Source organism: [Collinsella] massiliensis (assembly GCF_002161605.1).
In the GTDB taxonomy this organism is placed as follows: Bacteria; Actinomycetota; Coriobacteriia; order Coriobacteriales; family Coriobacteriaceae; genus Enorma.
Genome location: NZ_NFIE01000001.1, coordinates 181,379 through 205,715, shown reverse-complemented (window position 1 = coordinate 205,715; position 24,337 = coordinate 181,379). Strand labels below are relative to the sequence as shown.

The 24,337-nt window shown below is 67.0% G+C and carries 19 protein-coding genes; 17 read left to right on the top strand and 2 right to left on the bottom strand.

Going from position 1 to position 24,337, the window contains the following annotated elements; all coding sequences use genetic code 11:
• Positions 1-24 precede the first annotated feature (24 nt).
• The 12 genes from uxuA to B5G02_RS10090 all read left to right on the top strand — a co-directional run bounded on the left by uxuA (position 25) and on the right by B5G02_RS10090 (position 13,521).
• The gene (gene uxuA / locus B5G02_RS00840; RefSeq protein WP_094334807.1) at positions 25-1,110 is read left to right on the top strand and encodes a mannonate dehydratase; all 1,086 of its coding nucleotides are present in this window, start codon (positions 25-27) and stop codon (positions 1,108-1,110) included.
• 328 nt (positions 1,111-1,438) lie between these two features.
• Positions 1,439-3,436, top strand: a complete 1,998-nt coding sequence (locus B5G02_RS00835) for a BglG family transcription antiterminator (protein ID WP_094334806.1) — start codon at positions 1,439-1,441, stop codon at positions 3,434-3,436.
• On the top strand, positions 3,433-3,744 hold the full coding sequence (locus B5G02_RS00830; protein WP_019239252.1) for a PTS lactose/cellobiose transporter subunit IIA: 312 nt from the start codon (positions 3,433-3,435) through the stop codon (positions 3,742-3,744). The genes B5G02_RS00835 and B5G02_RS00830 overlap by 4 nt, the downstream gene beginning before the upstream one ends.
• Positions 3,745-3,814: 70 nt before the next feature.
• A complete protein-coding gene (locus B5G02_RS00825) occupies positions 3,815-4,141 on the top strand; it encodes a PTS sugar transporter subunit IIB (protein ID WP_094334805.1) in 327 nt (108 codons plus the stop codon).
• A 57-nt stretch (positions 4,142-4,198) separates the two neighbouring features.
• Positions 4,199-5,584 carry a PTS sugar transporter subunit IIC gene (locus B5G02_RS00820; RefSeq protein ID WP_094334804.1) on the top strand — a complete coding sequence of 462 codons (1,386 nt, stop codon included), beginning with the start codon at positions 4,199-4,201 and terminating at the stop codon, positions 5,582-5,584.
• A 202-nt stretch (positions 5,585-5,786) separates the two neighbouring features.
• Positions 5,787-6,875, top strand: coding sequence for a DUF871 domain-containing protein (locus tag B5G02_RS00815; RefSeq protein WP_094334803.1), 1,089 nt, complete (start codon positions 5,787-5,789; stop codon positions 6,873-6,875).
• An 81-nt stretch (positions 6,876-6,956) separates the two neighbouring features.
• Positions 6,957-7,517, top strand: coding sequence for an RDD family protein (locus B5G02_RS00810; protein ID WP_241146105.1), 561 nt, complete (start codon positions 6,957-6,959; stop codon positions 7,515-7,517).
• A gap of 246 nt (positions 7,518-7,763) precedes the next feature.
• Complete coding sequence (gene uxaC / locus B5G02_RS00805; protein WP_094334801.1) at positions 7,764-9,176, top strand: glucuronate isomerase; 1,413 nt, start codon at positions 7,764-7,766, stop codon at positions 9,174-9,176.
• A gap of 104 nt (positions 9,177-9,280) precedes the next feature.
• A complete protein-coding gene (locus tag B5G02_RS00800; RefSeq protein ID WP_094334800.1) occupies positions 9,281-10,285 on the top strand; it encodes a sugar kinase in 1,005 nt (334 codons plus the stop codon).
• A gap of 63 nt (positions 10,286-10,348) precedes the next feature.
• A complete protein-coding gene (locus B5G02_RS00795; RefSeq protein ID WP_094334799.1) occupies positions 10,349-11,689 on the top strand; it encodes an MATE family efflux transporter in 1,341 nt (446 codons plus the stop codon).
• Between the two features lie 264 nt (positions 11,690-11,953).
• Entirely contained in the window at positions 11,954-13,270 is a 1,317-nt protein-coding gene (locus B5G02_RS00790; protein ID WP_026089015.1) for an ATP-binding protein, read from the top strand.
• A 104-nt stretch (positions 13,271-13,374) separates the two neighbouring features.
• Positions 13,375-13,521 carry a hypothetical protein gene (locus B5G02_RS10090; protein WP_162609737.1) on the top strand — a complete coding sequence of 49 codons (147 nt, stop codon included), beginning with the start codon at positions 13,375-13,377 and terminating at the stop codon, positions 13,519-13,521.
• 92 nt (positions 13,522-13,613) lie between these two features.
• On the opposite strand, the gene uidA is transcribed toward B5G02_RS10090, so the two are convergent.
• Positions 13,614-15,431, bottom strand: coding sequence for a beta-glucuronidase (gene uidA, locus B5G02_RS00785; protein ID WP_094334798.1), 1,818 nt, complete (start codon positions 15,429-15,431; stop codon positions 13,614-13,616).
• Between the two features lie 461 nt (positions 15,432-15,892).
• On the opposite strand from uidA, the gene B5G02_RS00780 reads away from it, so the two are divergent.
• The 4 genes from B5G02_RS00780 (at position 15,893) to B5G02_RS00765 (ending at position 21,031) form a co-directional block, all read left to right on the top strand.
• On the top strand, positions 15,893-17,416 hold the full coding sequence (locus B5G02_RS00780) for a beta-glucuronidase (RefSeq protein WP_094334797.1): 1,524 nt from the start codon (positions 15,893-15,895) through the stop codon (positions 17,414-17,416).
• 136 nt (positions 17,417-17,552) lie between these two features.
• On the top strand, positions 17,553-18,980 hold the full coding sequence (locus B5G02_RS00775) for an MFS transporter (RefSeq protein WP_094334796.1): 1,428 nt from the start codon (positions 17,553-17,555) through the stop codon (positions 18,978-18,980).
• Positions 18,981-19,251: 271 nt separating this feature from the next.
• Positions 19,252-20,355, top strand: coding sequence for a sugar kinase (locus B5G02_RS00770; RefSeq protein ID WP_094334795.1), 1,104 nt, complete (start codon positions 19,252-19,254; stop codon positions 20,353-20,355).
• A 22-nt stretch (positions 20,356-20,377) separates the two neighbouring features.
• Complete coding sequence (locus B5G02_RS00765; protein WP_094334794.1) at positions 20,378-21,031, top strand: TetR/AcrR family transcriptional regulator; 654 nt, start codon at positions 20,378-20,380, stop codon at positions 21,029-21,031.
• 15 nt (positions 21,032-21,046) lie between these two features.
• On the opposite strand, the gene B5G02_RS00760 is transcribed toward B5G02_RS00765, so the two are convergent.
• On the bottom strand, positions 21,047-22,555 hold the full coding sequence (locus B5G02_RS00760) for an MFS transporter (RefSeq protein WP_094334793.1): 1,509 nt from the start codon (positions 22,553-22,555) through the stop codon (positions 21,047-21,049).
• Positions 22,556-22,832: 277 nt separating this feature from the next.
• Here B5G02_RS00760 and B5G02_RS00755 point away from each other — a divergent pair, with 277 nt between their 5' ends.
• The gene (locus tag B5G02_RS00755) at positions 22,833-24,326 is read left to right on the top strand and encodes a rhamnulokinase (RefSeq protein ID WP_094334792.1); all 1,494 of its coding nucleotides are present in this window, start codon (positions 22,833-22,835) and stop codon (positions 24,324-24,326) included.
• The last annotated feature ends 11 nt before the right edge of the window (positions 24,327-24,337 follow it).

Genomic DNA, 24,337 nt, shown 5'->3' with positions numbered 1-24,337 from the left:
CCGTCCCTAAATGAGAGGAAGATTATGGAGCTGACATTCCGCTGGTACGGACCGAACGAGGAGAAGATCACCCTCGAGCAGATCCGTCAGATCCCCGGCTGCTCGGGCATCGTGGGCACGCTGTTCGACATCCCCGTGGGCGAGGTGTGGCCGCGCGAGCGTATCCACGCCCTGCGCGAGATGGTCGAGGCGAACGGCCTCACCCTCAAGGTCATCGAGAGCGTGAACGTTTCGGATGACATCAAGATCGGCACCGCCAAGCGCGATGAGCACATCGAGGCGTACAAGGAGACCATCAAGAACCTCGGCCAGGAGGGTGTGAAGGTCATCTGCTACAACTTCATGCCGGTCTTCGACTGGGTGAAGAGCGACCTCGACTACAAGCTGCCCGACGGCTCCTCCACGCTCGCGTTCGTGAAGGCGAACATCCCGGACGACCCGCAGGAGATCATCGACACCGTGGCCGAGGGCTCCGGCGACTTCACGCTCCCCGGCTGGGAGCCCGAGCGCCTGGCGCAGGTGAAGAGCCTGCTCGACGCCTACAAGGACGTGGATGAGGAGAAGCTGCGCGAGAACCTCGTCTACTTCCTCAATGCCATCATGCCCGTGTGCGAGGAGTACGACGTCAAGATGGCCATCCACCCGGACGACCCGCCGTACAGCATGTTCGGCCTGCCGCGCATCATCAAGAATCGCGAGGACCTCGACTGGCTCTGCAACGCCGTGGACACGCCCTACAACGGCATCACGCTCTGCTGCGGCTCCATCGCCGAGGAGCCGGGCAACGACATCTACAGCATCCTCGCCGAGTTCACGCGCCGCGGCCGCATCCACTTCGTGCACATGCGCAACATCAAGTACATCAACCCCGAGGAGCCGGGCAACAAGGACTTCTACGAGGCCCCGCACCCCAGCCCCTGCGGCTCGCTCGACATGTACAAGATGATGCGTGCCCTCCACGACAACGGCTTCGAGGGCTTCATGCGCCCCGACCATGGCCGCATGATCTGGGGCGAGACCGGGCGCCCGGGCTACGGCCTCTACGACCGCGCCCTCGGCATCGCCTACATCAACGGCATGTGGGAGGCTATCGAGAAGTCGAGCAAGTAGGCGCTTTGGGGCGGGGCGGCGGGTATTCCCCGCTGCTTCAGACAGTCCTCGCTCGCTTCGCTCGCTGCGGAACTCGCATCGGGGAATACCCGCCGCCCCGCACAGAGCGGTGACGTGCTCGACTCCTCGTAGGCGAGAACTGGTTTTCAATCCCTGGCCCTTTTGGGGCTGGGGATTTTTTCTACCTGTGGGTGATAAAAAGGTGACTGACACCAAATTATCACTGGGCGCGGGGATTCGTGCAACGCGCGGGGCGGGGGAGGGGGCGAAGACTTGCACGAATCGCGCGGGCTCCTTCCCGTACCATGGGGTCATGAGGGGGGGTTCCATGATGACCGAATTGCTCGACGACGCGCAGTGCCGTTTGGTGGACTGCATCGATGCGCATCCCGGCGCGACGGCGGGCGAGCTCGCGGTCATGCTCGGGAGCGACCCCGCCCACGTGCGCGCGAGCATCGAGGTGGCGAACCGCTCGCTCAGCCCCTGCGCGCGCATCGCCGTGGAGCGCGACGGCTTCAAGCTCCTCGTGGACGACGAGGACGCGTTCGTCGCGTGGCGGCGCCGCTTCGGCGGGATGCTGTGGCCGCAGATCCCCGAGACGCGTCAGGACCGCATCTCCTTCCTGGTGAACGACCTGCTCACGCGCGACGACTGGGTCACGGTCGAGGCGCTCGCCAAGACCCTCTTCTGCTCGCGGCGCACCGTGGCCTACGACCTCACGGGCGTGGAGGAGTACCTCGCCCACTTCGACCTCACGCTCGAGCGCCGCCCGCGCTATGGGGTGCGCGTCGAGGGTACCGAGGTCAAGCGCCGCATCTGCCTGGCGAACAATGCGCTCGACCGGCTGGCCGAGGCGGATGAGCTCGCCGAGGGCAGCGAGCGCGGCGCGTCGGGCGACGGCGTCGTGCGGCACAACTTCCGCCTCGAGAGCATCGCCGCCTGCGTCGACGAGGCCGTCGAGCGCCACGGGTTCACCGTGAACTCCGTCGCGTACCAGAACCTCCTCGTGCACATCGCCATCGCGGTGGCGCGCATCCGCTCCGGGCGCTACGCCGCCGAGGACGTGATCGACGTCGACCGCATCAAGCGCGACCAGGCGTGGGAGGTCGCCCAGGAGATCGCCGGGAACCTCTCCCGCGCGTTTACGATCTCCGTTCCGGAGCCCGAGGTTGCCTACCTCGCGGTGCACCTCGCCGGCAAGCGCGTCCAGCTGCCCGACTCCCCGTCGGAGTCCGCCGAGGGCGCGGCCGTCTCGGACGAGGCGTGGGAGGTCGCCGGCCAGATGATCGCCGCGGCCGACACCGCCTTCAGCACGGGGCTCGGCGACGACCTCGAGCTGCACATGAACCTCGCGCGCCACCTGGGGCCGCTCTCCGTGCGCCTGCGCTACCACATGCGCCTCGAGAACCCGCTCCTCGGCGACATCCGGGCGCGCTATCCCTTCGCATTCGCCTGCGCCCTCGAAGCGGCGCGCGTGCTGTTCGAGCGCTATGGCTCCCCCGTGAGCGACGATGAGGCGGGCTACCTCGCCCTCGCGTTCGCGTTGGCGCTCGAACGCCGCCGCGCCCGCCAGTCGCGCCCCAAGAACATCATGATCGTGTGCGCATCGGGCCGCGGCAGCGCGCGCCTGCTCGCCATGCGGTGCCGCGAGGAGTTCGGCCCGCAGCTCGGCACCATCAAGACCTGCGACGTCTCGCGGGTCGCCGGCGCCGACTTCTCCCAGATCGACTACGTCTTCACCACCGTGCCCCTGCCCGTGGCCGTCCCCGTGCCGGTGCGCGCCGTCGGCTACTTCCTCGATGCCCGCGACGTCGCCGGCGTCCAGGAGCTCTTCCACGCCTCCGAGCGCGCCGCGGCCCGCGCGTCGCAGTGGTTCGACCCGCGCCTGTTCATGCCGCACCTTGCCGCCACGACGCGCGACGAGGTCATCGCGGCCCTGTGCGAGCGCGCCGCCTCCGTCATGCCGCTCACGGGCGACGTTGCGGGGCTCGTGCGGCAGCGCGAGGAGAGCGCGCCCACCTCGTTCGGCAACCTCGTGGCCATGCCGCACCCGCTCGTCTCGGTGACGGGCCGCACGTTCGTGTGCGCGGCCTGCCTCGACGAGCCGGTCGACTGGGCGGGCAAGCCCGTCCGGGTGGCGCTGCTCGTGTGCGTCTCGGACGACCCGGACGAGGACCTCCATGATTTCTACCAGGCCATGCTCTCCTTCGCGGGAAGCGCATCGGCCGTATCGCGCCTGCTTGGCGACCAGCGCTTCGAGACCCTGCTGGACGTCATGGGCTGCATCGGGACCGCATCGGATGCACGAGGGGAGGTACAAGCATGACGGACGAGGAAATCGTGATGAAGCTCATCGTGCCGGCGGGCGAGGCCAAGGCCCGCGCGATCGAGGCCATCGCCGCCGCCCGCACGGGCGCGTTCGACCGCGCCGACGAGCTCATGGCCCAGGCGGACAAGGCGATCGTCGAGGCGCACGAGCACCAGAGCGAGGAGATCCGCCGGATCCTGAACGGCGGCGAGAGCGATGGCGTCTCGCTCATCATGGTGCATGGCCAGGACCATCTCATGAACGCGATCACCACGATCGACCTGGCGAAGCAGATCGTCGCGCTCGTGCGCGAGCGCGCGGTATAGCCTCGCGGCGCGGACGCGCGCGCCGAGGCACTCGCTTATCCAGCAAGCAAAGGAAGAAGGGAAGGATACGATGACGCGCAAGATCTACCTGTTCTGCAGCGCCGGCATGTCGACGAGCATGCTCGCCCAGAACATGCAGAAGGCGGCGGACGCCCACAAGCTCGACATCCACGTCGAGGCGTTCCCCACCGGCAAGATCTCGAATCTGGTCGAGAGCGACCATCCGGACGTGATCCTGCTCGGCCCGCAGGTGAGTTTCAACTTCGAAGAGGTGAACGAGAAGTACGGCGCCACGACCCCCGTGGGCGTGATCGATTCCGCCGACTACGGCACCCTGAACGGGGAGCGCGTGCTCAAGTACGCGATCCTGCTGCTGAAGAAGCACAAGGCGGCATAGGTCGTTGCGCCAACATCGGTTCCGCATACCGCCTTGCACTATACGAAAGGATACTATATGAGCTCCTCATCCAAGGTCCTCGACGTCATCGAGGATAAGCTCATGCCGCTCGCGACGGTGGTGGGCAAGAACAAGTACCTGCTCACGCTGCGCGACACGTTTGCGACCATCATGCCGCTCGTCATCGCGGGCTCGCTGTTCACGCTCGTCAAGAGCTTCCCGGTGGGCGCCTGGACGAACTTCCTCACGAACACGATGCTCGGGTCGATCTCGCTGTCCGACCTCATCAACGTGCCCTCCGCGTGCACGCTGTCGCTCCTCGCGATGTTCGTGGCGTTTCTCGTGGGCTACAACTTCGCCGAGCACGAGAAGATCTCTGACCGCATCGCCGCCGGCCTCATCTCCTTCGTGACCTGGATCATGCTCATGCCGCAGATCACCGAGTTCACGCCCGAGGGCTCGATCGAGGTCTTCAACGTGGCGAGCATCCCCACCGGCTGGGTGGGCTCCAAGGGTGTGTTCGTCGCCATCGTCATGGGCTTCCTCTCGGTGAAGATCTACGGCCTCATGGTGAAGAACGGCCCCACCATCAAGATGCCCGAGGGCACGCCGCCTTCGGTCTCCCGCTCCTTCGCCGCGCTCATCCCCGGCACCGTGACCATCTTCGTGGCCCTCGTGCTGCGCCTCGTGTTCGCGCTCACGCCCTGGGGCGACGCCTTCTCGTTCATCTACAGCTTCCTGCAGATCCCGCTGCAGAACCTCGGCGGCACCGTGTTCGCGCAGGCCTTCGTGTACCTCTTCGCGCACGTCCTCTGGTTCTTCGGCATCCACGGCACGAACATCACGGACTCCGTGTACGCGCCCATCCTGCTGTCGCTCTCCGAGCAGAACACGGCCGCCCTCGCCGCCGGCCTGCCCGCGACGAACATCATCAACCACCAGTTCCAGGCGTGCTTCGCCAAGTACGGCGGCGCCGGCTCCACGCTGTCGCTCGTGATCGCGATGCTGCTCTTCTGCAAGTCCAAGCGCATCACCATGCTCGGCCGCCTCTCCATCGCGCCCGGCATCTTCAACATCAACGAGCCCATCATGTTCGGCCTGCCCATGGTGCTCAACCCCATCATGCTCATCCCGTTTTTGCTGTGCCCGATGATCAACATCTTCGGCTCCTGGGCCGTCATGGCCGCCGGCCTCGTGCCCGTCGCGACCGGCCCGATCCTCACCTGGTCCACGCCGGCCATCCTCTCCGGCTTCCTGCTCGCCGGCTGGCAGGGCGCGGTGCTCCAGGTGGTGCTCATCATCATCGGCGTGTTCGTGTACCTGCCGTTCATCAAGACGCTCGACAAGCAGTACCTTGCCGAGGAGGCTGCCGCCCAGGAGGCGGACGCCGCGAGCGAGCTCGACGACCTCGACCTCGATTCACTCGACCTCGACGCGCTCTAATGCACTGAGGGGAAGGGCGCGGGGCGGAGTCTCTCCCCGTCCCGCGCCCGCCGGTGCCGCCCGTCTCCTTTCCGGCACCGGCGCCCCTGGGCATCCGGCTCCGGCACGCGGCTGGCGCCGGCACGCGGCGAGCGCGTCTGCTGCCGCGCCATCGCCGGCCTGCTACAACCCTACGGTTTCGATTTCTGAAAGGGGCGTTCCCATGCGTCGCCTAGGTATCTCCGTCTATCCCGAGCACTCGACCCCCGAGGCCGACCGCGCGTATCTGGAGCGCGCGGCGGCGCACGGCTTCACCCGCATCTTCACCTGCCTGCTTTCGGTGGACAAGGGCGCGGAGGAGACCGTCGAGGAGTTCGGCTCGTTCATCTCCTATGCGCACGACCTGGGCTTCATGGTCGCGGTCGATACGAACGAGACCGTGTTCGAGCGCCTGGGCGCCACGCCGTTCGACATCGCGCCGTTCGCGAAGATGGGCGTGGACATCATCCGCCTCGACAGCCACTTCGGCGACCGGGGCAACATCGTGCTCACGCGCAACCCCTACGGCATCGGCATCGAGTTCAACGCGAGCCATAACCACCCGCTCGCGAACCTCATCGAGCGCGGCGCGAACGCGAAGAACATGGTCGCGTGCCACAACTTCTACCCCGAGCCCTACACGGGGCTCTGCGAGGAGTACTTCGAGCGCTACTCGAAGATCTACAAGGATCTGAGCATGCCGCTCGCGGCGTTCGTCTCGAGCCAGCAGCCCGACACCTTCGGCCCCTGGCCGGTGTTCGCGGGCCTGCCCACCTGCGAGGACGACCGTCACCGCCCCATCGACCTGCAGGTGCGCCACGTGATCGCGAGCGGGCTGGTGGACGACGTGATCATCGGCAACTGCTTCGCCTCCGAGGACGAGCTCGCCGCCATGGCCGCGGTGGACCTCACGCGCGTGCGCTGCCGCATCGACCTCGATGAGGGCATCTCCGAGGCCGAGCGCGAGATCGTGTTCGACTTCGACCACGCCGCGCGGCACGACCCGTCGCCGTACATGATCCGCTCCTCGTGGTCGCGCTCGTCCTTCCGTGAGCGCCAGATCGCCCCGCGCGCGTTCGACGCGCCCGTGTTCACGAAGGGCGACGTGCTCGTGGTGAACGACAACATGGCGCACTACCGCGGCGAGATCCAGATCGCCACGCGCGACATCCCCAACGACGGCGTGCGCAACCGCGTGGGCCGCATCCCCGAGGAGGAGCAGTTCCTGCTCGACTACATCCTGCCGGAGCACCCGTTCGGGTTCATTCGGTAGGGCATACGGACGATCTGCCCCGCGCGGGGGAGGCGCTTCGTGCGCCCGCGCGCGGGGCATGCGATGAAAGGCGAGGACGAGATGGGCAAACGGTCTGGTAGCAGCGCAAGGGTGCTGGCACCCGCGACGTTCTGGCGGCGCGGCGCGGCGTTCGCGTTCGATTGGTACGTGGGCGCGCTCGCCACGTCGCTGCCCATCGCCTTCGTCGCCTCGATGCAGGGGCGCGAGGTCACCGACCAGCTCATCTCGACCTTCGTCGCGCCGTACGGCCTGTACGCGGGCATCGCCGGGCTGCTCGCGGGGCTCGTGTACTACGCGGTCGTGCCCATGGCGTGCGCGGGACAGACGCTCGGGAAGCGCCTGCTCCACGTGCGGATCGTCGCGGTAGGCGGCGGCGAGGCCTCGCCCGTGGCGCTCGCCGTGCGCCAGGTGCTCGGCATGATGCTCATCGAGGGCGCCGCGGTGGGCACGAGCACGGTGATCCGCGGGCTCGTGGAGATCGCGACCGGCGCCGTCCTGCCCACGTGGGCGTATGCGGTGAGCTTCGCCATCACGCTCGCGAGCGTGGCGCTCTTCGCCTTCAGGCGCGACGGCCGCTCGCTCCACGACCTGCTCGCCGGGACGATGGTCGTGGACGCGTAGGGCAAGCCGCGGCCGCGTGCTCGCCCGGTAGCGCTCCGCTTCGACGCCCCGTCGAGCCGTTGCGCCGTCGGGGGCTACCGCTCGCGTATTTCCGCCATCCAACCTGCAGCGACGTTTCCCATTTCTGATATATTAGTGGCAAGATCAGCGCATGCAGGCGGGTGCTTGATGCGTCGGCTTCACTGGGAGCCGCGGAGGTACCGATGGGCTTGGTTCCCGTCCCAGGCCCGTCTCAAGGAGGCGGTCATGCTACTCAACGACGATTTCCTGCTCACGACCGATTGGGCGAAGAAGCTCTATCACGACCACGCGGAGCACATGCCCATCATCGACTACCACTGCCACCTCTCCCCGAAGGAGATCTGGGAGAACGAGCGCTTCGGCAACCTCGCCGAGATCTGGATCTGCAAGGACGGCGCCGGCGACCACTACAAGTGGCGCCTCATGCGCGCGGCGGGCGTGCCCGAGGAGCTCATCTCGGGCGACGGCGACGATTACGAGAAGTTCCTTGCGTTCGTGAAGACCGTCGAGCAGGCGCCGGGCAACCCCATCTTCGAGTGGAGCCACCTGGAGCTGCGCCGCTTCTTCGGCATCGAGGACGTCATCTGCGAGAAGAACGCCCAGAGCATCTGGGAGCGCGCGAACGAGCGCATCGCCTCCGACGACTTCCGCCCGCGCCAGATCATCAAGAACGCCGGCGTGAAGGCGCTCTGCACCACCGATGACCCGGCGGACGACCTGGCCTACCACAAGCAGCTCGCCGAGGTCGAGGACCTGGGCTTCAAGGTGCTGCCCACCTACCGTCCCGACGGCCTCATGGGCATCGACCGCCCCGACTTCGCCGCCTACTGCGACCGCATCGGCGAGGCCGCCGGCGTGGACGCGCACAGCTTCGCCGGGCTCGTCGAGGCCGCGGCGCAGCGCGTGGACTACTTCCACAGCGTGGGCGGGCGCCTGGCCGACCACGGCACCGACGTGGTGCGCTTCGTGCCCGCCACGCCCGAGGAGCTCGAGGACATCGTGGCGCGCCGCCTCGCCGGCGAGGTGCTTCCCGAGGTGGACGTGTGCAAGTACCAGACGGCGCTCTGCCTCGAGCTCATGCGCCTCTATGCCGAGCACAACTGGGTGTTCCAGTTCCACGTGAACGCCCTGCGCAACGCCAACACCCGCGGCTTCGAGGCGCTCGGCCGCGACAAGGGCTTCGATTCCGCCGGCGACCAGCCCGGCCTCGCCAGCGAGATGGCGCGCTACCTCGACGCCGCCGAGCGCGAGGACGCGCTGCCGCGCACCATCCTCTACTCGCTCAACGAGAACGACTGGCTCGGCCTCTCGACGCTCATGCAGTCGTTCCAGGGCGGCTGCAAGCAGAAGCTGCAGCTCGGCTGCGCCTGGTGGGTGAACGACCAGTTCGACGGCATGAAGCGCCAGCTCACCATGATGGCGGAGCAGAGCCTCATCGCCAACTTCACCGGCATGCTCACGGATTCCCGTTCGTTCTTGAGCTACCCGCGCCACGAGTACTTCCGCCGCGTGCTCTGCCACACCATCGGCGAGTGGGTCGAGCAGGGCCGCGTGCCCGAGGACGAGGCGTACCTGGGCAAGATCGTCGAGGACATCTGCTACAACAACGCCCACGACTACTTCGGCTTCTTCGAGTAGCGAGCGCTTTGCGCGATTCGGGTGGCTTGGGCTCGGCCCGGGCCACCCGCCTGTATGTCAAAAAACCCCTGGGGTAATTTTACATGGGGAGAAGGGGCGGGTTCATGGCGAAGGTTCTGACACTCGGCGAGATCATGCTCAGGCTTTCCGTGGGCGACGGCGTGCGGCTGGCGGACGCCTCGGTGCTCGCGGCAAACTACGGCGGCGCGGAGGCGAACGTCGCGGTGTCGCTCGCGCAGTTCGGCCATACGGCGGCGTTCGCGAGCGTCGTGCCCGAGAATCCGCTGGGAGACGGCGCGGTGCGGCATCTCTCCCGCTTCGGGGTCGACTGCTCGCGCGTGCTGCGCGGCGGCGCCCGCCTGGGGACGTACTACCTCGAGGAGGGCGTGGGCGCCCGCGGTTCGCAGGCCACCTATGACCGTGCGGGCTCGTCGTTCGCTGCGGTGGACGCCTGCCCGTGGGACCTGGACGAGCTCTTCGGCGACGCCGACCTGCTCCACATCTCCGGCGTGACGCCGGCGGTTTCCCCCACCTGGCGCGTCATCGCGCCCGCGGTGGTGCGCGGGGCGGTCGAGCGCGGCGTGCGCGTGAGCTACGACGTGAACTTCCGCGCGAAGCTCTGGAGCTGGGACGCGTGCATGGAGGTCTTCCTCGAGCTGCTGCCCTACATCTCCGTCCTTTCCGCGGGGATCGGCGACGTGCAGAGCGCGCTCGGGCTCGAGCGCACGGCGTGGGACGAGGGCGCCCTCTCCGACGCCTACACGCGCCTGTTCGAGGCCGCGCCGCTGCTCGAGACCGTGTACTCCACGTGCCGCGTGGTGCATTCGAGCAGCTCGAACGACCTCACCGGCTATCTCATGACGCGCGGCGGCGCGCTCGTGCACTCGCGCACGCACCGCATCGAGCCCATCGTCGACCGCGTGGGCGGGGGCGATGCCTTCGCGGCGGGCGTGCTGCACGGTGTGCTCTCGGGCTGGGACGCGCAGCGCACCATCGAGTTCGGCTGCGCGGCCGGCGCGCTCAAGCACACGGTGGCGGGCGACTGCAACCGCTTCACTGCCGCGGAGGTCGAGCAGTTCCTGCACTCGGGCGCCGACGTCGCCCGGTAATGTAAAAATACCCCAGGGGTTTTTCGACATCCCGTGGGGAGGGACGGGCGCAGGGGGAGCGCGATGCCGAACGTCACCACAGACCTGACGATGGGGCGGCCGCTCACGCAGCTCCTGCGCTTCTCCGTGCCGCTCGTGCTGGGCTCGTTCGTCCAGCAGCTCTACAACTTCGCCGATACCGTGGTGGTCGGCCGCTTCGTGGGGCCGGACGCGCTCGGCGCCGTGGGCGCCACGTACGCGCTCAACTTCCTCGTGCTCGGCTTCGCGCAGGGCGCGGGCATCGGGTTCGGCATCCCCGTGGCGCAGCGCTTCGGCGCCCATGACGAGGAGGGGTTCCGCCGCTACCTGTGGAACGGCGCGTGGGCTTCCGCGGTTCTGAGCATCGTGCTCGCCGTCGCCATGATCGCGGCGGCGCGGCCGCTGCTCGTGCTGCTGGGCACCCCTGCCGACCTGCTCGACATGGCGACCATCTACATCGTGGTCGTGTTCGCGGGCATCCCTGCGACCCTTTTCTACAACTTCTCGGCCGCCGTGTTGCGCGCGGTGGGCGACTCGCGGCACCCCTTCATCTTCCTCGCCATCTCGTGCGTGGTGAACGTGGGGCTCGACCTCGTGTTCATCCTCGTGTTCGACATGGGCGTGGCGGGCTCCGCCCTGGGCGATGTGCTCGGCACGCTGCTCTCGGTGGCGCTCAACTGCTGGTGGGGGTTCTCGCGCGTGCCCTGGGTGCGCGTCGACCGCGCCGCGATGGCCCCGTCCGCCCGGCACCTGCGCCGGCTCTGCGTGATCGGGCTGCCCATGGGCTTCGAGTACTCGGTCTCGGCGGTGGGCGCGCTCGCCATGCAGGGCGCCATCAACTCCTTCGGCACCGTGACCGTGACCGCGCAGACCACGGGCGAGAAGATTCGCCAGCTCTTCACCCTGCCCATGGAGAGCGTGGGCATGGCGGTGGCCTCCTACGCGGGGCAGAACTACGGCGCGCGGCGATTCGACCGCATCCGCGCGGGCATCAGGAGCGCCCTCGGCATCCAGCTCGTGTACTGCGCCGTGGCGTGGCTCGCGATCTTCCTGCTCAAAGGCGCGCTCGTGGGCTTCGTGCTCGGCGACGGGGCAAGCCCCGCCATCACGTCCGAGGCCGTCGAGTACCTCTCGGTCATCAGCTGCTTTTTCATCCTGCACGGCTCGCTCATGGTGTTCCGCAACACCCTGCAGGGCATGGGCCACAGCGTGCAGGCGATCATCTCGGGCGTGGGCGAGCTCGCGGGGCGGTGCGCGGGCAGCGTCGCGGCCGTGGCCGGCGGCGGCTTCCTCATGATCTGCCTGGCGAACCCCTTGGCCTGGGCGCTCGCGCTCGCGTACTGCGCGACCCTGGTGGCCCTCATCCTGCACAAGCACCGCCCCTGAGTCGTTGGTGAGTCATCGGGGACGGGTTCATTTGACTCAGCGAGTCATTTGAACCCGTCCCCAATGACTCAGGGCAGCGTGCACCCGAGGTGGGGTTTGGCGCGAGGCGTCAAGCTCTTGTCAGCGTCTCAGAACGATTCGTATTCTTGGTGTATTTCCATTCGCAATTATGGTGCAAGTTTATTCGTAATCATGGTACTCTATAATTCGTAATCTTGGAATGACCTGGTAGATTCCGTGTAATATCGAGAACGGATGGGGAACATGGAGGGCATGGGAAGCGCGCCCGATACGCTAACGCCGGAGGGTTATAGGCCGAGGATTGTCGATCGGCAGATGGAGCGGTATCTGCGCTTGTTCGGTGCTGTGGAGGTTTCCGGCACGAAATGGTGTGGGAAAACATGGTCTGCGCTCACTCAGGCGAAGAGCGTGACATATGTAGATCGAGGCGGCAATCTGGAAGCCTCGCAGGCAGATCCTGCATTCGCGCTCGCAGGCGCGTCGCCGCACCTTATCGATGAGTGGCAACGCGTGCCTGCCATCTGGGATACCGTGCGCCACACTGTCGACGATGCCGGCGGCATCCACGGGCTTTGGATTCTCACGGGATCCTCTACGCCAGAAAAAGAACAGGTTGCCCATAGCGGTGCCGGTCGAATCGGGCGCATTTCGATGCATACAATGACGCTGCAGGAATCGGGCGATTCAAGCGGAGCGGTGAGCTTGGCGGGACTCTTCGAGGATCGCTTCGAACACGCGTCAGCGAAGGCCGACATCGATGGCCTTGCACGGCTCGTCTGCCGTGGCGGCTGGCCTGAAGCTACCGATGCCTCACCAGAGGATGCCCAGGTGATTGTCCGTTCGTATCTTGCCCAAGTGTATGAGCAGAGCATTCCCCGTCTTGGCGGAAATGCCCGTATCGCCGAACGCTTGTGCCGTTCGCTTGCCCGCACCGTCGGCCAGAGCGCGACGAACGTGACGCTTGCGCAAGATGTCTTCGGCCATGAGAAGAAAACCGAGGTTCGCGATGCTGAACAGCGGGAAGTGTCACGCCATCTCGACCTGCTCGCCGGTATCTACCTCGTCGATGACATCGAAGGCTGGGTGCCGGCATCCCGTTCGCCCCAGCGCATGCGCGTGTCTCCCAAGCGCTATTTTGCCGATCCCTCGCTTGGAGTCGCGCTCTTGCGCATGAGCCCTGAGCGCCTTTTGCAAGATTGGCAGACGTTCGGCATGGTGTTCGAGAACCTTGTCATCCGCGATTTGCTCGTCTATGCCTCTGCGCATCCCATGGCTTCAGACCATCCCGTTCGCTACTATCGCGATGACTCCAATCTGGAGGTTGATGCGATTATCGAGCTTGCAGATGGCAGATGGGGCGCGTGCGAGATAAAGCTGAGTCATAGCAAGGTGGAAGAGGGGGCGAAAAACCTGCTGATGCTGCAGAAAAAACTGCTCCGAGACACGCAGAAGCGCGTTGAGGCTCCGTCGTTTCTGGCGGTGATCGTCGGTGCCGGCGATGCAGCATATCGACGTGCCGACGGGGTGTTCGTCATTCCCATCCGTACCCTAGGGGTTTAGGACATGAGACATTGGGAACGGGTTCAATTGACTTACTGAGTCATTTAAACCCGCCCCCATTGTCTCGCTGAGCCATTTGAACCCGTCCCCAATGACTCATGGGCATGGCGGTGGCCTCCTACGCGGGGCAGAACTACGGCGCGCGGCGATTCGACCGCATCCGCGCGGGCATCAGGAGCGCCCTCGGCATCCAGCTCGCGTACTGCGCCGTCAGGGTTGCCCAGATGCTGCGGCGCGATGCGAGGGCCTGACGGCGGACGGGGACGGCAAGCGTCGAAAAACCCCTGGGGTAATTTGACATTGTCAAAGCCCCAGGGGTTATCTCACATGGTACAGGGTGCGGTTACGCCTTGTACCCGAAGTCCGGGATCTCGTGCCAGCGCTGGCGGAACCAGTGCGCGGCGAGCTTCGGCTTGCGGTCGCGCGTGAAGAGGCCCTTCTTGTTGCCCTCGACGCGCAGCAGGCTCTGCGAGGTGGCGAAATCGGCGAAGTTCCACACCTGCTCGCCCACGACGCAGTCGAACTTGTCGAACACGTCGCAGTTCATCTTGTAGTAATCGACCTGGTACTCCTCGGTGTACATGACGGGCGTGGTGTTGTGGAGCCCCGCCACGGTGTCCGCGCCGAACTCGGTGAACACCACGGGCTTGCCCACCACGTTCTGCCAGTACTCAAGCTCGCGCTCGAGGATCATCGGCGCCTTGTCGAAGTCCTCGCCGCCGCACACGTACCAGCCGGCGTAGCGGTTCAGGCAGATGACGTCGGAGAGCTGGGCGCTCACGTCCTTGGTGGGATCGGGCATCATGACGCTCACGAGCGTGCACGGGCGCTTCTGCGGGTCGAGCTCGCGCGCCAGGTCGTAGAGCGGCTTGAAGTACTCGTAGGCGCCCTCGCCGGCGGAATCCGGTTCGTTCGCGATGGACCACATGACCACGCAGGCGTGGTTCTTGTCGCGGGCGATGAGGTCGCGGATGACGTCCTTGTGGTGCTCCTGCGTCTGCACGCCGTTCACGGGGTCGAAGGTGCGCACGCCCTGGCCCTGCGCGTTCGCGCCGCCGCCGAAGCCCAGGTTCACGCCCACGGCCGTGGTCTCATCGATGACGACGATGCCCTCGGCGTCGCACAGGCGCATCATCTCCTCGCTGTAGGGGTAGTGGCTCGTGCGGAAGCTGTTTGCGCCCTGCCACTTCATGAGCGAGAGGTCCTTCACGTTCATGGGCATGTTCTCGCCGCGGCCGGCGGGGAAGGTGTCCTCGTGCTTGCCGTAGCCCTTGAAGTAGAACGGCTTGCCGTTGATGAGGAACTGCTTGCCGCGCACCTCGACGGTGCGCACGCCGTACGGCAGCTCGTAGACGTCCTCGCCGTAGGTGACCTTCACGTTGTAGAGGTAGGCGGCGCCGGGGTTCCACAGGTGCACGCCCTCGATGGTGAGCGCGCCCTCGCAGCCCTCGGCCTCGGCGACCTTCTCGCCCTCGCGGTCGAAGACCTCGACGGTGCAGGCGCCCTCGCCCACGGCGCTTACCTTGTAGGAGATGGTCGCGACGTCGCCGTCCACGGCGGGCACGAGGTCGATGTCCTCGATATGCACCTCGGGCGTGGTGTAGATGTAGCAGGGGCGCAGGATGCCCGCGTAGTTGAAGAAGTCGAAGTTCGGGTTGTTGCGCGGCTTGGACTCGCCGGTGTCGCCCATCATGCCGCCCATGAGGCCGCCCATCATGCTCGACTTGCCGCCCACGGGCAGCGTCGTGTAGTCGATGATGTTCGACACGGCCACGGTGAGCAGGTTGTCGCCGGGCTTGAGGAAGTCGTTGATCTGCACCTCGAAGGGCAGGAAGCCGCCCTCGTGCGTGCAGATGAGCTCGCCGTTGAGGTACACGCGCGCATGGTGCGTGACGCTCGAGAAGCGCAGCATCACGCGCTGGCCCATGGCGAAGGCGGGGACGGCGATCTTGCGCTGGTAGAAGACCCAACCATAGTGGTCGCGGTACTCGACGCCCTCCTTGAGATCGTTGTAGGCGGCGGGCACGGCCATGGTGGTGACGTCCTCGAGCGGCTTCGCGTACCACTTCTGGTCGAGGCCGGTGCCGTCATCGAGTTTGAAATCCCAGACGCCGCTGAGGTTCTCGACGAAGCGCGAGGACGTTTGTGCAGGGTAGAGCATAGTACCTCCTAGTGCGAGCCGGCGCGCTCCCCTCCGGGCGCGCGCCTTGCGGTGACGCTTGAACCTTACCCAAAAGTGATATACCAGAGACGGGGAATTCTCGGACGCGCGACGACTTTTCCGCGAGCGGCGGGCTTCCGACGGCGAGCGGAGTGGGTGCGCGACGGGTGGCGCGCCCACGGACGCAGGTCGCGCGCCAGCGGGGGAGCCGCATCTCGACGCAGCGGGGTTTACCCTGCATAACGCCGCGTGCTTCCCATCACGCACCCCCGCCCGCCCCGTTCGGCGATAAACCTCGACCGTTCACGGAGCAACCCGGCGCAGCCGGGGGCGCCTCACCGCGGAAGTAATATATTAGTCGTGCCATGGGAGGGGTGCGCAACGATGCGGCGCGCTCGGGGCGCGGGTCTGACCCGGCGTCGCGTTCGCCAGCATCGCCGCACGGTGAGAAAGGAGACCCCATGCCCGTTTGCATCGAGCTCGATCCCTCGAAGCTCAAGGAGGCCAGGACCGTCGACGAGCGTCTCGTCTCGTACAACGTCGAGATGACCGAGGTCACCGGCGGGACGTTCTGGAAGCCCTACACGCCCGGCCAGATCGCCGGCACGGAGGAATTCCCCCAGATCAAGAGCTTCGCGGACTTCAGCTTCGAGGGCGCCAACACCCTCATGGAGGAGTTCCCGCCCGCGAACCTCTATAACGAGCGCCTGCGCAAGCTCGCGAAGGAGATCGGCCCGGCGTGGGTGCGCGTCTCCGGCTCCTGGGCGACCGACACCTACTACGACTTCGACGGCACCTGCGAAGACGGCAAGGCCCCCGAGGGCTTCCGCGCCGTGCTCACGCGCGACATGTGGGTTGGCGTGCTCGACTTCGTGAAGGCCATCGGCGCCAAGCTCATGATCTCCGTGGCGAACTGCCCCGGCACGCATGACGGTGACGGCCCGTGGAAGAGCGACCAGGCCAAGGTGATCTTCGACTTCAGCCGCGACTACGGCGTGCCCATCGAGGCGGCTGAGTTCATGAACGAGCCCAACATGGTCTCCACGGTGAAGATCCCCGGCTACGGCGTCAAGGAGTACGCGCGCGACCAGGACCTCTTCGCCCGCTTCATCCGCGAGAACTATCCCGAGTGCCAGGTCGTCGCGTGCTCTGCCTGCGGCGATGACGTGCAGGTGGACGGCAAGTCCGCCGGCGTCTCCGGCGTCTCCGACATGATGAAGCAGTTCGGCATGGAGGTCTTCGATACCGACGACCTCATCAAGATCGCCGAGGAGGCCCCGGACGTCTTCTCCTACCACTACTACAACGGCATCTCCGAGCGCCTCGCCGTGCTGGGCGTGCACTGGGACGCCGACAAGACGCTCTCCGAGGAATACCTCGTCGCTGCGTCCGCGAGCGCGAACTACTACGCAAAGCGCCGCGACGCCTGGGCGCCCGGCGCGCAGATGTGGGTCACCGAGTCCGGCGACGCCGGCGGCGGCGGCGACACCTGGGCGAGCACCTACATGGACGTCTTCCGCACCCTCAACGAGCTCGGCACCTTCTCCGCCATCACCGACGGCGTGATCTTCCACAACACGCTGAGCTCGAGCGACTACGGCTACCTCGACCGCAAGACGCACCTGCCGCGTCCGAACTGGTGGGCCGTGGTGCTGTGGAACCGCATCATGGGCCAGAAGGTCTACGAGACCGCGCCGGTGCAGGAGGGCGCGCACGTCTTCGTGCACGACCGCGCCGATGGCAAGGACGGCTACGCCGCGCTCGTGATCAACAACTCCAAGACCGACGCGACCACGGTCAAGCTGCCGAAGGACGCCGAGGTCTACGTGCTCTCCGCCGATACCCTGCGCGCTCAGACCATGAAGCTCAACGGGCACGACCTCGTGCTCGGCGAGAACGACGAGGTGCCCGCCATGGATCCGGTCTCCGTGCCGGCCGGCGACCTCGTGGTCGAGCCCGCCACCATGGCGTTCATCGTTCTATAAGGCATCCGGCCGCTTGTCGCGCGCCCGCATAGGGGACAGCGGGCGCGCGCGGCCGGGGCTTCCCTCCCGGTGAAACGCATCGGGGGGTGCATGTGAATGTGGGTGCGCCAGCTGCGCGCCCAGGAAAGGGGGTCCCATGGCTACCGCTTCTATTCCTGAGAAGCGCAAGAAAGTAGGCATCTTCGATTGCCTGTCCTACGCTGCCGGTGACTTCGGGTGCAACATGAGCTTCGCGCTCGCCGGCACCTACTTCACCCTGTTCTACACCCAGTACATGGGCATCAACTCGCTCGTGTTCGCTGCGGTGCTCGTGGTGCTCAAGGTGTGGGACGGCATCAACGACCCGCTGCTCGGCGGCCTCATCGACGCCGCGAAGGTCGACAACTGGAAGCGCGGCAAGTACAAGACGTTCATCTACTACGGCTCGTTCGGCCTGGCCATCGCCGCCGCCCTGTGCTTCCTGCCCTTCCCGCAGGCTCCGCAGATCGCCAAGATCATGCTGTGCCTGTTCGGCTACATCATGTGGGATGCCTTCTACACGATCGTGAACGTGCCCTACGGCTCCATGCTCGCCGCCATCACGAACGTCCCGTCGGAGCGCGCGTCGCTCTCCGCCTGGCGCTCGCTCGGCGCGCTCGTGGCGCAGATGGGCGTCGCGGCCATCCTGCCCTCGCTGCTCTATGACGCGAACAACAACATCATGGGCGGCAAGCTCTTCGTGACCGCGCTCATCATGGGCGTCATCGCGCTCATCTCTATCCAGTTCATGTGCCACACCACCATCGAGCGCGTGCAGGTTCCGCCGTCGACGAAGAAGGACGGCTTCAACTTCCTGCGCGCCATCGTCGACTTCATGAAGAACCGTCCCGCCGTGGGCGCGACGCTTCCCACCGTGGCCATGTACCTCGGCATGTACGGCGCCGCCACCGCGACGACCGTCATGTTCCAGGCCTACTTCGGCGACATGCGCCTCTCCGGTCTCACCACCATGTGCATGACCATGCCGATGTTCCTGTTCATGCCGTTCCTGAAGAAGATCGTCGGCCGCTTCGGCAAGCAGGAAGCCTCCTCCGCGTGCATGCTGCTCGGCGTGCTCGCCACCTTCGGCATGATCGTGCTGCCCATCACCCCGGACGCGACCGGCATGATCATCTTCTTCGTGTGCATCTTGCTCTACGGCCTGGGCATGGGCGTCTTCATGTGCGTGGGCAACGCGCTCGTGGCCGACGCGATCGACTACCAGGAGTGGTCGACCGGGCGTCGCGAGGACAACACCATCTACGCCATGCAGTCGTTCTTCCGCAAGATCGCCCAGGGCATCGGCCCCTCGATCGGCCTCGTGCTCATGGTCGCCTTCGGCTACAACGAGGCGCTCCAGGCGAACCAGCCCTACGAGATCGCGCTCAACATGCGCTACCTCACCGCCGCGATGTACTTCTTCAGCGCCGTGCTGCAGTTCATCTCCCTCAAGTTCATCTACAACCTCGACAAGAACACGGTCGAGAGGATGACCGAGGAGCTCAACGCGAAGCACGCCGCGGAGCTCGCGCAGGCGAACCAGTAACGTAAAATAACCCCAGGGGTAATTTTACATGCGGGTGGGTCCTTCGGGGCCCGCCCGCGTTTTCGTGTGCGCCGCGGCTGCCCGTGCGCCCATGCCGGTCGCCTCGCGGACAAAGTTGACGGGTTTGTGCACGAAGGGCGGCTGCGAAAGCGCTTCGCGTGCAAAACTGACAAGTTTGTCGATGAACGCGAGAGCGCGGAGCGAGCGGCCGCGCGACGGCCCGTGCGCCTATACTTAGGGGCATCCGCTTTTCGGTACAAGGAGGTATCCCGTGCTTTCTGAGACCAGCACCGTCTTGACCTTCGGCGAGATCATGATGCGCCTCTCGCCGCCCGACCAGCTGCGCATCGAGCAGGCCGCGAGCTTCGACGTGCGCTACGGCGGCGCCGAGGCGAACACCGCGCTCTCCCTGGCCTACCAGGGCGATCACGCCGCGTACGTCTCGGTGGTGCCGAAGAACCGCATCGGAGAGTGCGCCCTGCGCAGCCTGCGCGCCTACGGCGTCGACACCGCGCGCGTGGTGCGCGAGGGCGACCGCCTGGGCAGCTACATCTTCGAGGTGGGTGCGAGCGTGCGCGGCAACGGCTGCGTCTACGACCGCAAGTACTCCGCCATCAACCTCGCCGCGCACGACGTGTTCGACTGGGACGCCATCCTGGACGGCGTCGACCTCTTCTACTTCTCCGGCGTGACCCCGGCGGTGTCCGCGGAGATGGCCGTCGCCTGCGAGGATGCGCTCACGGCGTGCCGCGCGCGCGGCATCGTGACGGCGTGCGACGTGAACTACCGCGGCAAGATGTGGAGCCCGGAGCGCTCGCAGGAGGTTATGCGCCGGCTGCTTCCCATGGTGGACATCGTGGTGGCGAACGACGAGGACGCGCCCGCCGGCCTGGGCATGACGTGCGTCTCCGGCTCGCTCAAGAACGGCATCGCCGAGCGCGACGACTACGTGGAGATGGCGCGCCAGATCTGCGCCGAGTTCGGCTGCAAGCAGGTGCTCTCGGTCGTCCGCGACATCGCGAGCGTGGAGGACTCCCGCTGGATGGGCATGCTCTACAGCGCCTCGGCCGATGATCTGCTCGCCGGCCGCGCCGCGCGCCTCGCCGACGCCGCGGGTGCGGACGGCGCGGGCGCCTGGTGGTTCAGCCCCGTCTATGACGTCCACGTGCTCGAGGGCGTGGCCGCGGGCGACGCGTTCTCCGGCGCGTACCTGCACACGCTCCTGCACGGCTTCGCGCCGCAGGCGGCCATCGACTACGCCATCGCGGGCTCGGTGCTCAAGCTCACCATCCACGGCGACTCGAACCTCGTGACCGCCGACGAGATCGCCGCCGTTGCCGCCTCGGCCGGCGGCGGCACGCGCGTCGCGCGGTAGGGCGCGCCGGTACGGGCGAACCATGGCCGCTGAGACCCGGGTACCGGGCGGCGCACGCGCGGAGAGCCCCCGCGTGCGCCGCACCAAGCGCCTGCTCGACGAGACGCTGCTCGACGCGCTTCAGGAGAAGCCCATCACACGCGTCACGGTGACGGAGCTGTGCTCGCGCGCGGGCGTGAACCGCTCGACGTACTACGTGTACTTCGACAACCCCCTCGACCAGCTCGATCGCCTCGAGGCGCGGGTGATCGAGGGGCTCACGCGCGAGGTCGACCGCAGGGAGCTGCGCGCCGGCTACTCGCACGAGCGCCTCGAGGCCATCGTGGAGGCCGCGCTCGGCTACATCGGCGAGCAGGCCGACGTGTTCCGCGTGCTCTGGGGCGAGCACGGCTCGGCGGGCTTCGAGCGCAAGCTGCTCACCGCCCTCGCCGCGCGCGCCCTCGCGCCGGGGGAGCGCCTCACTCCGGAGGCGCGGAGCCACCTCTACCAGTGCATCTACTCGCTCTCGGGCATGTTCGGCCTGGTGAGCTACTGGCTGCGCGACGGGGCGGACGTGGAGGTGCGCGAGCTGGCGCAGACCATCGTCCGCGCGAACCTCGCCGCGGTCGATGCCCTGGGCGGCGCCGATGCGGCGGGGACTGACGCGTCCGACCCCGTGGACACCCCGGCGCCCTGAGCGCCTCCGGCCTCCCTACGCCTCCTGCTGTTCCCGGTGCTCGGCGTTCTCCCGCTGCACCTCCACCATGCGCTCGCGCGTGAGACTGTAGCGCTTCATGGCGGCGAGCCCGATGAGCCAGGAGGCGATGGGCATGCCGAAGTACAGCGCGAGGCCGATGACCTTGAGCTCGGGGGTCGGCGCGTCGGTGGGCTGGGGAGCTGTGGCCACGTACCCGGCGAGGCCGACGGCGAGCGAGGCGATCGTGGTGGCGAGCGACGAGATGAGCCGGTCGATGAAGTTGTAGGTGGCCGCCACCACGCCCGGGAGGTACTTGCCCGACCGGGAGAGCTCGTAGTCGATCACATCGGCGCGCATGGCGCCGTCCGCCGTGGTCATGCACATGCGCATGGCCGAGATGACTACCATGAGCACGAAGAACGCCGCGGTGAGCACGGGGTCGCGCGGGATGTCGCGCATGTTGAGCGCCAGGCAGAAGCCGATGGCCGCCGCCGTGGCCAGGATGGCGACGCGCATGGCCCCGCGCGAGACCTCGCGGCTGCCGAGTCGCCCGCACAGGCGCCCCGCGGCGAAAGCCACGAAGAGCGCCGGCAGCGAGGTGACCGCGCTCATGATGCTGCCGAACTGCACGCTGCCCATGAGGATGCCAAACACCACGGTGCTCACGATGGCCTGGCTCATGGTCTGCTGCGAGAGCTTGGACGACACGCAGCTCAAGAGGTACATCTGGAAGGGCTTGTTTCCGCGCAGGAGGCCCATCATGTCGTGGACGTCCACGGGCTCGGCGTTCCCGGCGACCCTGCGGTAGTTCTCCGCGGTGTCGACCTTCGACACGCCCACCATGCTCAAGATGAGGAAGACGAACGAGAGGGGCAGGTAGGCGAGGGCGCAGGTGGCGAGCATGCTGCTCGTATACTCGTTGCCGAAGCGCGGCAGGATCCCGAGTGTGATGACGAGCGTGAGCACGATGGGCACGAGGTAGGCGAAGATGGTGCCGATCACGCCAACCATGGGGCGCTGCCTGGGGTCGTTCGTGATGATGTTCGGCGCCATGTTGCAGGCGATGTCCGTCGTGGCGTTGCCCACGATGTAGAGGGCGTAGACGAGGGCGAAGAGCACGGCGCCGCCCTGGGCGCTCCAGGTGTAGAGGGCAAGGACCGCCAGCGCGCTGATGAGCCAGCCCACGCACATGAACAGCCGGATCTTGCCGTGGCGCGGGTTGATGCGGTCCATGACGAGGGCGATCGCCGGGTTCACGATGCCGTCGAACACGCGCGCGCCGGTGAGGATGACCCCCGCCACGCCCATGGCCACGCCGTAGTTCACGTTCGCGGCGTAGCTGATGAGCGTGATGAGCGTGTAGAACGTCATGGACATGGCGCTCGAGCACTGCGCGAGGATGATGCGGCCATATGGCGCGCGGCGGTAGACGACCCCGCCGGGGGCGGTGGGGATGTCGGGGGCGCTCGGGGCGGCGGAAGCGTTGGGAGCGGCCGTGCTGCCGGGCTCGTTCGCGTGATGCATGCTGACCTCCTTGCTGTCGCCTCTTAGTCTGAGCGCTCCTGCGCGGCCCAATCAACCAGCAAATTCCAACAAAGTGTTGGAAAACGAGCGAGGCACGCGGTGCCCGGCGCCCCTGCCCGCGCCGTTCGCTGCGCCGTTGTGACCGTTCGTGGTATGTATCCGCATACGCCCCGTTCCGGCGGGCGTCCGGTGCTATCATGCAAGCCGCTATAAAGTTACATATGCAACTATATGAGCGGTGCATAGCAGAAACCAGGCGAAGCGAGGGCGATGCGCGATGAAGATGCCAGAGGGGGCGCGGTGCCATGCGGCGGTCGATATCGGCGCGTCGAGCGGCCGGGTGCTCGCGGGCTGGGTGGACGACGGCCGGATCCGCCTCGAGGAGGTGCACCGCTTCGACAACGTCCAGCGGCGCGTGGACGGGCATGACTGCTGGGACCTCGAAATGCTCTTCCAGGGCGTGCTCGACGGCCTGTCCGTCTGCGCGGCGCGCGGGCTTGCCCCCGAGAGCATCGGTATCGACACCTGGGGCTGCGACTTCGTCCTCCTTGACGAGGCGGGCGCGGTCGTGGGCGATGCGGTGTCGTACCGCGACGCGCGCACCGACGGCATCTTCGAGCGGGCGGACGCCGCGCTCGACCCCGCATGGCTCTATGCGCGCACGGGCACCCAGCGCCAGCCGTTCAACACCGTCTACCAGCTCATGGCCCTGCGCGCGGAGCACCCGGAGCAGCTCGAGCGGGCGGAGCGCCTGCTCATGATTCCCGACTACCTCGTATGGCGGCTCACGGGCGCGCGCCTGAACGAGTACACGGATGCGAGCACCACCGGGATGCTCGACGCCCGCACGGGGGAGTGGGACGGCGCGGTGCTGCGCGCGGCGGGCATCCCCGAGCGCCTGCTCGCCACCCCCGTCATGCCCGGCACCGTGATCCGCCACCTCGCGCCCCAGGTGCGCGAGCGCACGGGCTTCGATGCCCGCGTGGTGCTGCCCGCGAGCCACGACACCGCCTCCGCTTTCCTCGCCGTGCCCGCGCAGGGCGACCGATCGGTCTTCCTGTCCTCGGGCACGTGGAGCCTCATGGGCGTCGAGCTGGCCGAGCCCGTCCTCACCCCGGAGAGCCGCGCGCGGAACTTCACGAACGAGGGCGGCTTCGAGCGGCGCTACCGCTACCTCAAGAACATCATGGGGCTCTGGATGATCCAGTCCGTGCGCCGCGAGCTCAACGGCGTCGCGTACGTGGAGGGGAAGGAGCCGGCTGCGACCGCGGCCGCGCGCATCGGCGGCGCCGCGCACGAGCCCTACGGTTTCGGCGACCTCATCGAGCTCGCACGCCAAGCGGAGCCCTTCGAGGCACGCGTGGACGTGGATGACGCGGCCTTCCTCGCGCCGGATTCCATGATCGAGGCCATCCGCGACGCCTGCGCCGCCGCCGGCCAGCCCGTCCCCGCGACCCCGGGCGAGCTCATGCGCACCATCTACGTGAGCCTCGCCGACTCCTACGCCGCGAGCGTCGAGCAGCTGCGCGCGCTCACCGGCCGCGATTTCGAGGCCATCCATATCACGGGCGGCGGCTCGCAGGACGCCTACCTGAACCAGCTCACGGCGGACGCGTGCGGCCTGCCCGTGCTCGCCGGCCCCGTCGAGGGCACCGGCCTGGGCAACCTCATCGTCCAGATGATCGCCGCGGGCACGTTCGCCTCGGTGGACGAGGCCCGCGCCGCCATCGCCCGTTCGTTCCCCATCCAGCGTTTCGACCCCGCGCGCTGATGCGGCGCGCC